Annotated in this window: 11 protein-coding genes; 5 read left to right on the forward strand and 6 right to left on the reverse strand. The window is 74.2% G+C overall.

The features are described 5' to 3' along the window. On the forward strand, window positions 1–1,716 hold a 1,716-nt coding region (locus tag AC2CJA_RS15960), incomplete at its 5' end, for a DNA polymerase III subunit gamma/tau domain-containing protein (protein WP_484603372.1). Window positions 1,717–1,763: 47 nt separating this feature from the next. Here AC2CJA_RS15960 and nucS read toward each other — a convergent pair. Continuing rightward, window positions 1,764–2,435: an endonuclease NucS gene (nucS, locus tag AC2CJA_RS15965; protein WP_484603373.1), complete on the reverse strand. Its 672-nt coding sequence runs from the start codon at window positions 2,433–2,435 to the stop codon at window positions 1,764–1,766. Window positions 2,436–2,665: 230 nt separating this feature from the next. On the opposite strand from nucS, the gene AC2CJA_RS15970 reads away from it, so the two are divergent. Beyond that, window positions 2,666–3,058, forward strand: coding sequence for an SCO5389 family protein (locus tag AC2CJA_RS15970; RefSeq protein WP_484603374.1), 393 nt, complete (start codon window positions 2,666–2,668; stop codon window positions 3,056–3,058). Window positions 3,059–3,095: 37 nt separating this feature from the next. On the opposite strand, the gene AC2CJA_RS15975 is transcribed toward AC2CJA_RS15970, so the two are convergent. Next, window positions 3,096–4,199 (reverse strand): LLM class flavin-dependent oxidoreductase, encoded by a 1,104-nt coding sequence (locus AC2CJA_RS15975; RefSeq protein ID WP_484603375.1) that lies wholly within the window; start codon window positions 4,197–4,199, stop codon window positions 3,096–3,098. Window positions 4,200–4,477: 278 nt separating this feature from the next. Between AC2CJA_RS15975 and AC2CJA_RS15980 the strand changes: the two genes are divergently transcribed. After that, a complete protein-coding gene (locus AC2CJA_RS15980; protein ID WP_484603376.1) occupies window positions 4,478–4,801 on the forward strand; it encodes an ATP/GTP-binding protein in 324 nt (107 codons plus the stop codon). A 138-nt stretch (window positions 4,802–4,939) separates the two neighbouring features. Here AC2CJA_RS15980 and AC2CJA_RS15985 read toward each other — a convergent pair whose 3' ends face one another. The 3 genes from AC2CJA_RS15985 to mce all read right to left on the reverse strand — a co-directional run bounded on the left by AC2CJA_RS15985 (window position 4,940) and on the right by mce (window position 9,967). After that, on the reverse strand, window positions 4,940–5,881 hold the full coding sequence (locus tag AC2CJA_RS15985; protein ID WP_484603377.1) for a cellulose-binding protein: 942 nt from the start codon (window positions 5,879–5,881) through the stop codon (window positions 4,940–4,942). Window positions 5,882–6,004: 123 nt separating this feature from the next. Then, a complete protein-coding gene (scy, locus tag AC2CJA_RS15990) occupies window positions 6,005–9,388 on the reverse strand; it encodes a polarized growth protein Scy (RefSeq protein ID WP_484603378.1) in 3,384 nt (1,127 codons plus the stop codon). Between the two features lie 147 nt (window positions 9,389–9,535). After that, entirely contained in the window at window positions 9,536–9,967 is a 432-nt protein-coding gene (gene mce / locus AC2CJA_RS15995; protein WP_484603379.1) for a methylmalonyl-CoA epimerase, read from the reverse strand. Between the two features lie 188 nt (window positions 9,968–10,155). On the opposite strand from mce, the gene AC2CJA_RS16000 reads away from it, so the two are divergent. Continuing rightward, a complete protein-coding gene (locus tag AC2CJA_RS16000; protein ID WP_484603382.1) occupies window positions 10,156–11,331 on the forward strand; it encodes an acetyl-CoA C-acetyltransferase in 1,176 nt (391 codons plus the stop codon). Window positions 11,332–11,517: 186 nt separating this feature from the next. After that, window positions 11,518–12,477, forward strand: a complete 960-nt coding sequence (meaB, locus tag AC2CJA_RS16005; protein ID WP_484603380.1) for a methylmalonyl Co-A mutase-associated GTPase MeaB — start codon at window positions 11,518–11,520, stop codon at window positions 12,475–12,477. 19 nt (window positions 12,478–12,496) lie between these two features. Here the strand turns inward: meaB and AC2CJA_RS16010 are convergent, their stop codons facing one another. After that, on the reverse strand, window positions 12,497–12,976 hold the full coding sequence (locus AC2CJA_RS16010; RefSeq protein ID WP_484603381.1) for a PepSY domain-containing protein: 480 nt from the start codon (window positions 12,974–12,976) through the stop codon (window positions 12,497–12,499). Window positions 12,977–13,082: the final 106 nt, after the last annotated feature.

The raw sequence follows: 13,082 nt of genomic DNA on the forward strand, positions 1-13,082 counted from the left end.
GGCGTACCGCTGCCGACGCTCGCCGAGGGCGCGGCCCCCGCCGCTCTCCTGGCCGCCCGGCTCTCCGGGAGCACCCGCGAGGTGCTGCGCTTCGCCGTGGCGCTCGGCGGCGTGCTGCCGCACCCGGCCCACCTGCCCGCGCTGGTGGACGACGCCGACGCCGACGCCTCCCTGGGCGAGCTGCTCGCCTGCGGTCTGGTCACCACCGCCGGGCCGTACTACCGGCTCGCCCCGGACGTGACCGGGCAGCTGGCCGACGCCGGATACGCCGACGGAGCCGACGACCGCGCCCGTACCGCCGCCCAGCACTACGCCTGGTGGACCGGCCACCCCTCGGTCACCCCGGAGCGGGTGGCGCAGGAGGCCGAGGCGGTGCTCGCCGCGGTCCAGGGCGCCCAGCGCGGCGGTCACGCGAGCGCGGCCGTGCTGCTGGCCCGTACCGCCGCGCCCATTCTCGCCGCCTCGCTGCACTGGGGCCCCTGGGAGCGGATCCTGCGCGGTGGCCAGGAGGCCGCGCGCACCGCGGGCGAGGTCGCCGAGGAGGCGTACTTCCACCACGACCTCGGTGTGCTAGCCCTGTGCACCGGCCACCTGGACCGGGCCCGCGCCGAACTCGAGGCGTCCATCGGACTGCGCGGAGTGCTCGCGGACCGCCGGGGCACGGTCGCCGGACGGCGCGCGCTGGCCCTGGTCGAGGACCGCTTCGCGATCGGGGCCGAGGGCGGCCCGGACAAGGCCGCCGGGGGAGTCGGGGACGGGGGGAAGGCCCCCGGCGGGGCGCTGCCGGCCGTCGCCGTACCGTCCGCCGAGTCCGGCGCCTTTGCTCCGCCCGCACTCCCCAGGCGTCCGGCCCCGGTGAAGCCGTCCGGGGCCGTCGTGCCGACGCCCGTGGCGGCGGCCCCGTCCGGGCCGCAGAGCACCGGCGGCACACCGGTGCCCGACAAGCTCCCGCCCGCCCTCGCGGTTCCGCCGGTGACGGTGGGCAGCGCCTTCGAGGAGACGCCCGGCGGCGGCACGTTCGGCGCCGAGGCGCTGACCCGGCCGACGCCGCTCGTCCGGGCCCCGCACGGCGGGGACGGCCCGGGGGCCGCCCGGCGCGGGCTCGCGGTCCGGGGGGCCCGGCGCAACGTCTTCGCGGCCGGCGTGGGCGCGCTGCTGGCCGTGCTGGTGGGCACGGTCGTCACGATCGGCATGACCTCCGGCGGCGAGGAGCCCGCCGGCAGCGTCAACCCGGTGGTCACCTCCCGGGAGGACGACGGCATCACCGTCGACGAGCCTGCGCCGAGCTCCAGCGACGAACGGGGGGAGAAGCCGGGGGAGAGCAGCGCGCCGGCCGTCCCCGGCGGACCGGCCGGCAGCGGGACGAGCCCGGCCTCTCCGAGGGCCTCCCAATCGGGTGACACACCCGAGGAGACGGAGGAGGAGAGCGGCGCGACCGCCGGGGGCGGGGGAGATCCGACCAGGCCGACGACCAGGCCGAGCACGCCGGATGACGGCGAGTCGGAGGAGCCGGCGGACTCCAGGCCGCCGGTGGAGGAGCCGGGTTCTTCCTCACCGTCCCCGCCCGAAAGCCCCGCGCCATCACCCTCGGACACGGGGGGTACTGGTGGAGACGACGATTCCGCCACGGACAGCGCCGCACCCAGCAGCAGTCATCCGGTAACGGAGGGCCAGGCGTCAGCGTCCCGTGAATCCGCGGAGAGCCCGCTCCTGTGACCCCGGCCCCGGCGTGTGTACGGTGCGTACCGGGCGGACGGAGGCGGTCAGAACAGCCGCAGCTTGTCGTCCTCGATGCCGCGCAGCGCGTCGTAGTCGAGGACGACGCAGTCGATGCCGCGGTCCGTGGCCAGCACGCGCGCCTGCGGCTTGATCTCCTGGGCCGCGAACACCCCCCGCACCGGGGCGAGGTGAGGGTCGCGGTTGAGCAGTTCCAGATAGCGGGTGAGCTGCTCGACGCCGTCGATCTCGCCGCGGCGCTTGATCTCGATCGCGACGGTGGTCCCCCCGGCGTCCCGGCACAGGATGTCCACCGGCCCGATGGCGGTGGGGTACTCACGCCGTATCAGCGACCAGCCCTCGCCGAGGGTCTCCATTCGGTCAGCGAGGAGCTCCTGGAGATGGGCCTCCACGCCGTCCTTGATCAGGCCGGGATCGACGCCGAGTTCGTGCGAGGAGTCGTGCAGGACCTCCTCCATGGTGATGATGAGCTTCTCACCCGTTTTGTTGACAACCGTCCAGACGCCGACGCCGTCCTTCTGGTCCTCTTTGAGGGTGCATGGTGGAGACATCCAGTTGAGGGGCTTGTAAGCCCTGTCGTCCGCATGGACCGAGACCGATCCGTCGGCCTTGACCAGGATGAGACGAGGAGCCGGCGGGAGGTGGGCGGTGAGCCTGCCCGCGTAGTCCACGGAGCAGCGGGCGATGACGAGACGCATGGTCGGCCACGCTACTGGACGGCGGGCGGTCCACGCGATTCGCCCCTGCTTCTCCCTGTTCGATCACCGTTCGGGCGTGGCTGGTTGTGTGCCCACGAGCCTGGTGCGGCAGTACGCGCGGGCATAACGTTGCAGCCCGGGGGTCGCCGTGCGAGATCGTCCGGTTACGCGAAGCCCCGACATTCCGTCCCTGAGGTCCTGGTATTCCCGGGATCGCGAGAGGAGAACCCATGTCGCTCGACGTCTCACCGGCCCTCCTGGAGCAGGCCGAGCGAGGCGAGGTCGATGAGGCGGCCTTCGTCGACTGCGTCCGTACGTCCCTGCCCTACGCGTGGGACATGATCAGTTCTCTGGTGGCCGAACTCAGGGTGGACGGCGGTGACTTCGCCGACAACCAGACACCGCCCCCGGACGAGCGGGCCCGGGGCCAGCTGCTGCGCGCACTCGCCAGCGACGCGATACGCGGAGCGCTGGAGCGCCACTTCGGAGTGAGACTGGCCTTCCAGAACTGCCACCGTGTCGCGGTCTTCCCGCCGGCCCCCTCCGCGGACGAGCGGCTCGCCCGCTTCACCTCCGTGCGCGGCCAGCTCCTCAACCAGTCGCCGGAACTGCGCGACTGCTGATCGCGGGTGGAGGGGCGGGCGGCGAGCGGACAGGCGGTCACGTTCCCGCGCTCGCGCCCGTTCCCGCGCCCTGGTCCGGAGGCGTGTCCGAAGGCGCAAGAGCTGCTGCTGCTCGGGGGAGGAGCGGCAGCACCTCGGTGCCCAGCCGCCAGACGTTCAGCTCGGTGGCGGCCAGATCACCGGAGCCCTCGGCCAGCAGCGCGAACCGGCCGACCCCGGTCCGTTCGGCGGTGGCCGCGAGCCGGGCCGCGCACAGCCGGGGCGGGCCGACCGGATGCAGCGAGCACAGCAGCTCGGTGTAGGCGAGCGGGTCGCGCATCGAGCGCGCCCGGCCGTCCACGGTCGTATGGGCTTCCAGTCCCTGCCGCAGCCAGCCGGGCATCGCCTTGGTGAGCGTCTCCACGGCCTCGTCGCGGGTGTCGGCCACCTGTGCCACCCCGGCCGACACGTGCCCTGCCGCCGCCGCGGTCTCCGGGTCCGCTCCCGCCGCCAGCGCCTCGCGCCGCCACAGGGTGACCATGTCCGCCTTCTCCTCGTCCCCGCAGTGCATCCCCAGCAGCATCGGCAGCCCGCGCGCCGCGGCCAGCCGCACGGAGGCGGGGGAGGTGCAGGCGACCAGCACCGGAGGCACCTCCGGCCCGTCGAAGCCCTGGTCCGGGCGCGGTACGACGGGGACCTCGCGGAAGCGGTAGCGCTCGCCGTCCGCGCCGACGCGCGGCTCGCGCAGCCAGCGCAGCAGCAGGTCCAGCGACTCGGGGAAGCCCCGTTCGTACGCCTGGACGCCCCCGCTGAAGACCTCCAGGTCCACCCAGGGGCCACCGCGGCCGACACCGAGGGTGAACCGGCCGCCGGACAGGAGGTGCAGCAGCGCGGTCTGCTCGCCCAGGGCGACCGGATGAGCGACGGGGAGCACGCTCACGGCCGTGCCCACCCCGATGCGCCGTGTGCGCCCCAGCAGCAGCGCGGCCATGGTGATCGCCGAGGGACAGACCCCGTAGGGGACGAAATGGTGCTCGGCCACCCACACGGAGTCCAGTCCGGCCCGCTCGGCGGCCTCCGCGGAGCGCAGGGCACGGTGGAGCGCCTCTCCCTGTCCCTGCCCCGGGAACTGCCCCGCCGGCACGAAAGTCCCGATGTGCATCGCCACAGCCTCCTGCCCGGTACCGGGGCCGTCCGGCACCGCTCCGGAGGCCGCTCCGCGACGGCCCCTGAGCGGATTTCCGAACGGTCCCCTGGAGGCAACAACGCCCGACACGTGCCAAAGGCACGGCCTGCCGGAAATTTTTTCGGACCGCGCGGGAGGACGGGAGAAGAGGGGGCGGCGGGTGCGCGGCACAGGGCCGCCCGCGACCTGCGTAGGCTGGACGGAGCAGTCCGCCGACGGGCCCCGAAGGCCCCCGAGACCACGTGAGGTGCCTGTTGTCCCCGCGTCGAAACCGCCCGCGCGGCGCCGGCAGGTCCGCCCGCCGCGACGGGGAGGCGGACGGCCGCTACGGCATGGAGCACACCGACGAGTGGCACGGCGAGGAGTGGGTGGTGCGGCAGATCAGCGGGCAGTCCGCGGCCAAGCACTACCGCTGCCCCGGCTGCGACCAGGAGATCCCGCCCGGGGTGCCGCACGTCGTGGTCTGGCAGCGCGACGGGCGGGTGGACGACCGGCGGCACTGGCACCGGGCGTGCTGGAACGCCAGGGACCGCCGGAGCGCGCGGCTCCAGCGGTCCCGTCAGACCCCCAGGTACTGACTCCGCGGGGCGCCCCTCAGACGTCGCGGGCGGAGAAGCGGGGCGAGAACGGCGGCGCCCCGTACCGCCGAGGGGCGGTACGGGGCGCGGTGTCCCCCGTCTGCCGGCACTACCGGCCACCAGTGCTGCCGGCGCGCCTCAGCGCGACTGCTGGGCGGGGACGCCCAGCGACTCCTCGCCGCTGTCGGTGTTCGGCTGTCCGGTCGCGGCCACGGCCGCGCCGGTGAGCGTGGCCAGCATCTCGCGGACGTTGGTGAGCTGGGCGTTGATGCTGTCACGGCGGTTGGTGAGAGCGGCCAGCTCGCGCTCGGACTCGCTGCGGATGCGGTCGGCCTTGGCGTTGGCGTCGGCCACGATGTCCTCGGCCTGGCGCTGGGCGGTCTCCACTGTCTGGCGGGCGCGGCGCTCGGCGTCGGTGCGCAGCTTCTCGGCCTCCAGGCGGAGCTGCTCGGCGCGGTGCTCGATCTCCGCCAGCCGCTTCTCGGCCTTGGCCTGACGGGACGCCAGGTCGCGCTCGGACTGCTCGCGGCGCTTGGCCAGGTTGGTCTCGAAGTCGGCGGCGGCCTGCGCGGCCTTGGCGCGGGTGTCCTCGAAGAGGGCGTCGGCCTCCTCGCGCTTGGCCTGGGCGTCCTTCTGCGCGTCCGCGCGCAGCGTGGCGGCCTCGCCCTTGGCCTTCTCTACGATCCGGGCTCCCTCGTCCTCCGCCTTGGCCTTGCGGTCGGAGGCGTACACCTCGGCGTCGTTGCGCACCTGCTGCGCGGCGGACTCGGCCAGCTCCCGGTGCTGCTCGGCGGCCCGGCGGGCCTCCTCGCGCAGGTCCTTGGCCTCCTCCTCGGCGAGACGGAGGATCTTCTCGACACGGGCGCCCAGTCCGGCGTACGACGGCTCGGAGTCGTTGATCTGCGCCTGTGCGTTCTGCGTCTCGAGGTGTAGTTCCTCGATGCGCTTCTCCAGCGAGGCGATACGGGCCAGCGCGTTGTCACGGTCGGCGACGAGCTTCGCGATGCGGTCGTCCACCTGACCGCGGTCGTAGCCGCGCCGCACGAGCTCGAAGCCGAAGGGAGAGGTGTTGTCGCTCATGGGGTTCCTGTCGGTCAGACGGGGTCGGACGGGAGAGTGATAGAGGGAATCCTAGGGGGCAAAACGGCGTGTCTTCGAGAAGATGCCGGTTTGATATGCAGAATGTACGCCCGTTCGAGTGGCTCAGTTCTTGCCCTGTTTGCCGCCGCCGTGCGCCGCTCCCGCTCCCGCACCGGCCTTGACCGCTCCGTTCGATCCGCCGTCAGAGCCCTTTCCCCCCTTGCCGTCCTTGTCCGGCTTGCCTCTTCCGGGTGACTCGAAGGACTCCAGCGCCTCCAGCACGTCCTGCACGCGCGAGATCTCGGCGTTGATGTCCTGGCGGCGGCGGGTCAGCACCTCCAGCTCGTGCTTGCCCTTCTCCAGGGTCCGCTTCGCCTCGGCCTCCGCCTCGGCGAGCACCTTCTCGGCCTCCCGGACGATCGCGGCCTTCTTCTGCTCGGCCTCCTTGAGCAGCCCCTCGGCCCTGCGCACCGCGGCGATACGGACCCTGCTCGCCTCGGAGTCGGCCTCCGAGCGGGTCCGACGGGCCTTCTCCCGGGCTTCCGCCAGCTGCTCGTCGGCCGCCTTCACCAGCTTGTCCACACGCTCGCCGGCGGACCGCACGGCCTCGGAGGCCTCCCGGCGCGCCCGCTCGTGCAGTTCCTCGACCTCGGCCTCGGTACGGGAGCGCAGTTCCCCGGCCCGCTCCCGGATGGCGCTCGCGTCGCGGCGGGCCTCCTCCAGCATGGTGTCGGAGTCGCTGCGGGACTTCTCCACCAGCGAGGTGCTCTCGGTCCGTGCCTGGGCCATCAGCCGCTCGGCCTCCTTACGGGCGGCGCCCACCATGGTGTCCGCCCGCTCCTCGGCGGTCGCCGCGATGTGTACGGCCTCCTCGCGGGCCTGGGCCACCAGCCGGTCGGCCTGCTCGGCCGCGTCGCCCAGCCGGCGTGCCGACGCCTCGCGGGCCTCGTCCCGTACGCGGTCGGCCTCGGCACGTGTGCGCCCGGCCTCGTCGTCCGCCGTGGCCCGGACCCGGTCCGCCTCGGCGATCGCCTCCGAAACGGTGCGCTCCGCCAGCGACTTGGCGGCGTCCGTCTCCTCCTTCGCCTCCTGGCGCAGGGTGGCCGCGGCGTGCTCGGCCGCGGAGCGCAGACCGGCGATCTCCTCCTCGGTCTGCTGACGCAGCTCCGCGACCGAGTCGCGCACCTGCTGGGCCTTCTGCTCGGCGGCGGAGACCAGTTCGGCGGCCCGCCGCTCCGCCTCGGCCACCAGCCGCTCGGCCTCGGCCTGCGCCTCCTCGACCCGCTTGCGGGCCGAGGCGAGCAACTCCTCACCGTGCTCGCGGGCCTGGGCCCGCTCCCGGTCCGCCTCCCGGCGGGCGCCGGTGAGCAGCTCCTCGGCCTCGCGGCGGCGCCGGGATGCCTCCTCCTGGGCGGCGGCCAGCTCCTCGGCCGCCTCGGCGCCCATCCGCTCGGCGGCCGCGTTCGCCTCCGCCCGCACCCGGTCGGCGGTCTCCTGAGCCTCGGTGCGCAGCCGCTCGGCCTCGGTGGCCGCCTCGGTGCGCAGCCGCACCGCCACGGCCTCGCCCTCCGCGCGGGCCTGCGCGGCGTCGGAGACCGCCTCGGTGCGCAGCCGCTCGGCCTCCTCCTCGGCCTGCTCCCGCAGACCGCGCAGCCGCTGTGCCGACTCCGTGCGCAGCCGCTCGGTCTCGGCGCGGGTCTCCTCGCGCAGCCGCTCGGCCTCCTCATGGGCCCCGCGCAACTCCTCCTCGGCGGCGGTCAGCCGCTGCTCGGCCTCCTCGCGCAGCCGCTCCAGCTCCGCGCCGGCCTCGGCGCGGCGGGCGGTGGCGGCCTCCTCGGCCTCCTCGCGCAGCCGCCTGCCGGTCTCCTGGGCCTCCTCGCGGGTCTCCTCGGCCTGCCGCTCGGCCGCGGTGCGCAGCTCCTCGGCCTCGACGCGGGCCCGCTCCAGGGCCTCCTCGGCCTGGCGGCGCAGGGCGGTGGCACGTTCGATCGCCTCGGTACGCACCCGCTCGCCCTCGGCCACCGCGGCGCCGCGGGTCTCCTCGGCGTCCGCCTTGGCCTGGCCGAGCAGCTCCTCGGCGCGGCCGGCGGCCTCCTCGATCTGCTGGACGGCCTCGCGGCGGGCCTCGCCGCGGATCCGCTCGCCCTCCTCGACCGCTTCGGCGCGCAGCTGCTCGGCCTCGCCGCGCAGCCGCCGCGCCTCCTCCTGGAGCTCGACGGTCTTGGCGCGGTACTCCTCGGTGTCGTCCTTGGCCGCACCCTTGAGCTGCTCGGCCAGGTCGTGGGCCTCGGCGCGCAGCCGGTCGGCCTCCGCCTCGGCCTCGGCGCGCAGCCGCTCGGCCTCCTCGGTGGCGGCCCGGGTGGTGGCCTTGGCCTCCTCGGACGCCTTGGTGAGCACCTCGTCGGCGGTACGCGCGGCCTCGGCCAGCTGGGCGGCCGACTCCTCGGCCGACTTGGCGCGGGCGCTCTCACGGGCCTCGGCGACCAGCCGCTCGGCCTCGGTGCGGGCGTCGGCCCGCACCTGCTCGGCCTCGGCCTCGGCGGCCTCCGCCTCCTTGGTGGCCTCCGCGACCATGCGCGCGATCTCGGCCTTGGCGGTGCGCCCGCGCTGCTCGTTCTCCGACTCGGCTTCGGCCAGCCGCCTGGCGGCGGCCTCGCGTGCTTCGGCCAGGACGCGGTCGGCCTCGGCGCGGGCCTCGCGCAGCGCCGTCTCGGCCTCCTGCATCCGCTGCTCGGCCTGGCGGGCCAGCGCGGTGGCCTCGCGGCGGGCGGTCTCGGACTCGGCGGCGGTGGAGGTGCGCAGCCGCTCGGCGTGCTCGGTGGCCTCCTGCGCCTGGGTGGAGGCCGCGTTCAGCAGCCGCTCGGCATCCGCGCGGGCCCGGCGCAGCACCTGCTCGGCCTCGGCCTTGGCGGCCTCCGCCTCCGAGTTCAGCCGCTGCCGGGACTGCTCGCTCAGCCGCTGCACCTCGGCGCGGGCCGCGGCCAGGGTCTGCTCGGCCTCGGCGCGGGCCTCGTCCATCAGCCGCCGGGCCTGCGATTCACTGCGGGCGCGCAGCTGCTCGGCCCAGGCGACGTTCTCGTTGACGTGGGACTCGACGGTCGCGCGGCGCTCGGCCAGCTCCTCGTCCAGCCGCCGGCGGCGGGCGACCGCCTCGGAGTGCAGCTCGGCCTCCATGCGGGCCTGCCGCTCGGCGTGCTCCTGCAGGAGCCGCTGTGTCTGGGCCCGGGCCTCGCGCAGCTCGCGCTCGGCGTCCGCGCGCAGCTGCTCGGCCTGCGCCTGGGCGTTGCGCAGCAGCTGCTCGGCCTGGTGCGACAGATTGTCGTAGCCGGCCGGGCGCGCGGCGAGGGCGCGGCGCGCCTCGTGCAGCTTGGCGCGCAGCACTTCGACCTGGTAGCCGAGGTCGTCGGCGTGGTCGACCACCTTGTCCCGCTCGTCCTTCAGCCGCTTCATCTCGGCTTCGAGCTGAGAGAGGTGGTCGTCAGCCTCGTAGCGGTCGTAGCCCCGCACTGCGCGGTCCCATCCGTCCCCTGGTCGTGGTGAAGGTGAACTGACCCTTCGGAGAAATGGTGTCAGATCATCGGCGGAACGTGGGACGGGCCCCTGCCGCCCGCAGCCCCGGCCGAACGGCCACTCTACCGGCCGGGGGAGCGGCCGTCAGTGCTGTGAGGAAGCGGAGGTGACCAGTTCCGTGAGTACGCCGTGGCAGTCCTTGGGGTGGAGAAAGGTGATCCGTGACCCCATCGAACCGGTGCGCGGCTCGTCGTACAGCACTCGGACGCCCTTGCTCCGGAGCGCCTCGGCCTCGCCGTCGACGTCCGCGGTGCCGAAGGCGACGTGGTGCACGCCCTCGCCGTTCTTCGCCAGCCACTTGGCCACTGTCGAGTCCTCACGGGTCGGTTCCAGGAGCTGGAGGTAGGAGGCGCCGCCGTCGTCCGTGCCGTTGATCCGCAGCATGGCCTCGCGCACCCCCTGCTCCTCGTTCACCTCGGTGTGGAACACCTCGAAGCCGTAGGCGGCACGGTAGAACTCCACCGTCTTGTCCAGGTCGAAACAGGCGATACCGATGTGGTCGATGCGCGTCAGCATGGGAGACAGTGCACCGTCCCGGGGTGTGGTTACGCAACGTGCGCACGGTCACACCGACCGACCGGTGACCCGGGACGGTACCGCTCAGTACATTGGCGATAACCCTCGTTAACTCCCTGCTCCGAAGGGGCCGCACCGTGACCGAAAAGACGAACCCCGAGACCCGTTCGGCGTCCGCCGCCACCTCCGTGATCGTCGCGGGCGCCCGTACGCCCATGGGCCGCCTGCTGGGCTCCCTGAAGACCTTCTCCGGTGCCGACCTGGGCGGCTTCGCCATCAAGGCCGCCCTGGACCGTGCGGGCATCGGCGGGGACCAGGTCGAGTACGTGATCATGGGCCAGGTGCTCCAGGCCGGCGCCGGGCAGATTCCCGCGCGCCAGGCCGCGGTCAAGGCCGGCATCCCGATGAACGTCCCCGCGCTGACGGTCAACAAGGTCTGTCTGTCGGGTCTGGACGCCATCGCGCTGGCCGACCAGCTCATCCGCGCAGGTGAGTTCGACGTGGTCGTCGCCGGCGGCCAGGAGTCCATGACGAACGCCCCCCACCTGCTGCCGAAGTCCCGCGAGGGCTTCAAGTACGGTGCCGTGCAGATGCTGGACGCCATGGCCCACGACGGCCTGACCGACTCCTTCGAGAACGTCGCCATGGGCGAGTCCACCGAGAAGCACAACACCCGCTTGGGCATCGGCCGCGCCGAGCAGGACGAGATCGCCGCCCTCTCCCACCAGCGCGCCGCCGCCGCGCAGAAGAACGGCCTGTTCGACGCCGAGATCACCCCGGTGGAGATCCCGCAGCGCAAGGGCGACCCGGTCCTGTTCTCCAAGGACGAGGGCATCCGGCCCGAGACCACCGCCGAGTCCCTGGGCGGGCTGCGCCCGGCCTTCGCCAAGGACGGCACCATCACCGCCGGCTCCTCCTCGCAGATCTCCGACGGCGCCGCCGCGGTGGTCGTGATGAGCAGGGCCAAGGCCGAGGAGCTGGGCCTGGAGTGGATCGCCGAGATCGGCGCCCACGGCAACGTGGCCGGCCCGGACAACTCCCTGCAGTCGCAGCCGTCCAACGCCATCCGCCACGCCCTGGGGAAGGAGGGCCTGGATGTCGGCGACCTCGACCTGGTCGAGATCAACGAGGCCTTCGCGGCCGTCGCGGTGCAGTCGACGAAGGACCTCGGCATCGACCACGAAAAGGTGAACGTCAACGGCGGCGCGATCGCGCTGGGTCACCCGATCGGTATGTCCGGCGCGCGTATCGTGCTCCACCTCGCCCTGGAGCTCACGCGCCGCGGCGGTGGTGTCGGCGCCGCCGCGCTGTGCGGCGGCGGCGGCCAGGGCGACGCCCTGATCGTGCGGGTGCCGAAGAAGTGACGGCGCGGTCGCACGGGCCCGCGCACCCCCTACGCGAGACGGGGCGGGCCCGTGTGACCGGCGGCACGGCGGCGCGCGAGCGGCGCGGGAAGAATGACGGCCGGACCGGGCGGCCGACCACAGCGGCCGACCACAGCGGCCGACGAGGGCCGGTGACGGCCGAGTAACGCGAGGAGCGCAGCACGCATGGCGGTGGACGTCCCCAAGCTGGTGGAGCAGGCACGGCAGGGCAGGCCCCGGGCCGTGGCCCGGCTGATCTCGCTGGTGGAGGGAGCATCCCCGCAGCTCAGGGAGGTCATGGCGGCGCTGGCGCCGCTGACGGGCAACGCGTACGTCGTCGGTCTGACCGGCTCGCCGGGGGTGGGCAAGTCCACCTCCACCTCGGCGCTGGTGACCGCGTACCGCAAGGCCGGCAGGCGGGTCGGCGTCCTCGCGGTGGACCCCTCCTCCCCGTTCTCCGGCGGCGCGCTGCTGGGCGACCGGGTGCGGATGTCCGAGCACGCCTCCGACCCCGGTGTCTACATCCGCTCCATGGCCACCCGCGGCCACCTCGGCGGCCTGGCCTGGGCCGCCCCGCAGGCCATCCGCGTCCTGGACGCGGCCGGCTGCGACGTCGTCCTGGTGGAGACGGTCGGCGTCGGCCAGTCCGAGGTCGAGATCGCCTCGCAGGCCGACACCTCCGTCGTCCTCCTCGCGCCCGGCATGGGCGACGGCATCCAGGCCGCCAAGGCCGGGATCCTGGAGATCGGCGACGTGTACGTGGTCAACAAGGCCGACCGCGACGGCGCGGACGCCACCGCCCGCGAGCTCAACCACATGCTGGGCCTGGGCGAGGCCCGGAAGCCCGGCGACTGGCGCCCGCCGATCGTCAAGACAGTCGCCGCACGCGGTGAGGGAGTCGACGGGGTCGTCGAGGCGCTGGAGAAGCACCTTGCCTGGATGGAGGAGCGCGGAGTGCTGACCGAGCGCCGCCGGGCGCGCGCGGCCCGCGAGGTGGAGACCATCGCGGTGACCGCGCTGCGCGAGCGCATCGACGGCCTGCACGGCGACCGGCGCCTGGAGGCGCTGGCCGAGCGGATCACGGGCGGGACGCTGGACCCGTACGCGGCGGCCGACGAACTGGTGGCGGGGCTGACGGGCGAGTGAGCCCCGCCGGGGGCGGCCGTCAGTCCTCGCGGCGGTCATCCCTGTCGTCATCGGCGTCGCGGTCGTCGGCGTCGTCGTCCCGGTCGTCGGACTCGGCGCTCCGCTCCAGCACGTCGGCGCTGTCGGCGCCCACCGAGATCTCGTGCCAGGTGCCGTCCTCGCCCAGGACGTCGACCTCCCAGACCGGCCGGTCGCTGTCGTCGTCCTCCAGCTCGGCGGACTCCGCCGTGCCCGGTACGGCCTTCAGCGCGGCCGCGACGGCTTCCCGGAGGGTGACCTCGGCGCCGCGCAGCGTCCGCGGCTCGTCGCGGTCGTCGTCCCTGTCCTCACCCTTGTCGTCGTCCCGGCTGTCGCGGTCGCCGTCCCGGTCGCCGGCGCCGGCCCGCAGGCTCGCGGCCAGGGTGTCCTGGGCGGTGTCGTCGTCGGCGAAGGCGAGGGTGCTCCCGCCGACGGCGAGGGCGGCGGTGGCGACGGCGGCGACGAGCAGCTTGCGGTTCATCGGGGCTCTCCTTCGTGGATACCCCGTCCTTTAGGGCGGGGAGGAAACGAAGCTCCTGCGGAGCAGGGCAGGGAACGCCGGTTCGCCGCCAGGGCGGACCGGCGTC

The sequence above is a fragment of the Streptomyces sp. ATLC9 genome, from assembly GCF_057196705.1.

Excerpts from the sequence above, each read along its gene's own strand:
- nucS (WP_484603373.1), bottom strand. The coding sequence starts at position 2,435 with ATGCGTCTCGTCATCGCCCGCTGCTCCGTGGACTACGCGGGCAGGCTC.
- AC2CJA_RS15970 (WP_484603374.1), top strand. The coding sequence starts at position 2,666 with ATGTCGCTCGACGTCTCACCGGCCCTCCTGGAGCAGGCCGAGCGAGGC.
- AC2CJA_RS15975 (WP_484603375.1), bottom strand. The coding sequence starts at position 4,199 with ATGCACATCGGGACTTTCGTGCCGGCGGGGCAGTTCCCGGGGCAGGGA.
- AC2CJA_RS15985 (WP_484603377.1), bottom strand. The coding sequence starts at position 5,881 with ATGAGCGACAACACCTCTCCCTTCGGCTTCGAGCTCGTGCGGCGCGGC.
- mce (WP_484603379.1), bottom strand. The coding sequence starts at position 9,967 with ATGCTGACGCGCATCGACCACATCGGTATCGCCTGTTTCGACCTGGAC.
- meaB (WP_484603380.1), top strand. The coding sequence starts at position 11,518 with ATGGCGGTGGACGTCCCCAAGCTGGTGGAGCAGGCACGGCAGGGCAGG.
- AC2CJA_RS16010 (WP_484603381.1), bottom strand. The coding sequence starts at position 12,976 with ATGAACCGCAAGCTGCTCGTCGCCGCCGTCGCCACCGCCGCCCTCGCC.